Here is a 1,848-nt window from a genome sequence, read left to right as displayed (position 1 = left end):
GCCGCAAAACGCCCGCACCGGCAAGCCGACCGGACCACCGGACCACCGCACGACAGCACGACAGCACGAGGGCACGGCGCCGGGACACCACCGCCCCACCACGCAACCGCGCAACCGTAGGACAGCAACCGCAGGACCGCGGAACGACCGGACCGGGCAACCCGCCCCGGCCCCGCACCACACCCCCGGCCCCCGCCCAGGCCCCCGGCCCCCGGCCCCGCACCACCCGCGCCTCAGCCCCACCGCCCGGCCGCCCGGCCGCCGGACACCCGCACCACCTCACCACCCGACCCGCAACCCCACCCACCACCACCAGCACCCAGGAGACCACCGCGCATGAACCGCCCCGACCTCTCCCGACGCACCCTGCTCACCGGCGCCGCCGCCACCGCCGCCACCGTCATCGGCTTCAACACCACCACCCGCACCTGGGCCACCACCAACACCACCCCCGCACCCCCCGGCTGCATCGCCCCCATCCCCCCCATCCAGGGCACCCTCACCACCAGCACCCCCGCCCGCACCGCCCACGCCCAGGACTTCGGCCGCCTCACCACCACCACCCCCTACGCCGTCCTCAACCCCGCCGGCGCCCCCGACATCGCCACCATCATCAACTACGCCCGCCGCAACAACCTCAAAGTCGCCATGAACGGCCAAAGCGGCACCGGCACCGACCTCGAATCACACTCCAACTACGGCCAAGCCGGCGTCGCCGGCGGCATCAGCATCAACGCCCGCGCCCTCAACCGCATCCACACCATCACCCCCACCAACGCCACCGTCGACGCCGGCGTCACCTGGGCCCAACTCACCGAAGCCGCCCTCACCCAAAACCTCACACCCCCCTGCCTCACCGACTACCTCCACCTCTCCATCGGCGGCACCATCAGCGTCGGCGGCATCGGCTCCACCGTCCACAAACACGGCCTCCAAGCCGACACCGTCGAATCCATCGAAATCGTCACCGGCACCGGCCGCATCCTCACCGCCTCCCCCACCCGCAACCCCGACCTCTTCCACACCGCCCTCGCCGGCGCCGGCCAAGTCGGCATCATCACCCGCGCCACCCTCAAACTCATCCCCGCCCCCCAAAACGCCCGCGTCTTCACCCTCACCTACAACGACCAGAACACCTTCCTCACCGACCAACAAACCCTCCTCACCGACGGCCGCTTCCCCTCCCAAGTCGGCGAAATCCTCATCCAACCCAACGGCCAACCCCCCCGCTACAAAATCGAAGCCGTCGCCCACTACAACGGCCCCACACCCCCCAACCCCACACCCCTCCTCACCGGCCTCAACCCCACCACCACCGACATCACCGACCAGACCTACCGCCAATACACCTACCGCGCCGACACCTTCGCCGACACCATCAAAAACCTCGGCTACTGGAACGCCCCCAAACCCTGGCTCTCCCTCTTCCTCCCCGCCTCCACCACCCCCACCTTCCTCAACCAAGCCCTCCCCCACATCACCCCCGACGACATCGGCGCCGGCCTCCTCCTCTGCTACCCCTTCCCCACCAACAAACTCACCCACCCCCTCGCCATCACCCCCAACGAACCCACCACCTACCTCTTCGACTTCCTCGCCTTCCCCCACCCCAACACCAACCCCACCCCCGCCCTCACCCGCAACCGCACCCTCTACAACCTCGCCACCCAACTCGGCGCCAAACGCTACCTCGTCGGCGCCATCCCCAACATGACCCCCACCGACTGGCAACACCACTACGGCCCCCACTACACCACCCTCACCAACGCCAAAAACACCTACGACCCCACCCACACCCTCACCCCCGGCCAAAACATCTTCCCCTAACCACAAACACCACAACGAGAC

Annotated in this window: 1 protein-coding gene; it reads left to right on the top strand. The window is 69.0% G+C overall.

What is annotated here, in order from left to right:
• The first annotated feature begins 336 nt into the window (after positions 1-336).
• On the top strand, positions 337-1,827 hold the full coding sequence (locus AB0E96_RS33070; protein WP_359829485.1) for an FAD-binding protein: 1,491 nt from the start codon (positions 337-339) through the stop codon (positions 1,825-1,827).
• Positions 1,828-1,848: the final 21 nt, after the last annotated feature.

The organism is Kitasatospora sp. NPDC036755 (assembly GCF_040636595.1).
GTDB lineage: Bacteria > Actinomycetota > Actinomycetes > Streptomycetales > Streptomycetaceae > Kitasatospora.
This window is presented reverse-complemented; position numbering and strand designations above follow the sequence as displayed.

What these genes read in the sequence shown, in the direction of transcription:
- AB0E96_RS33070 (WP_359829485.1), top strand. Translation starts at nt 337, where the DNA reads ATGAACCGCCCCGACCTCTCCCGACGCACCCTGCTCACCGGCGCCGCC.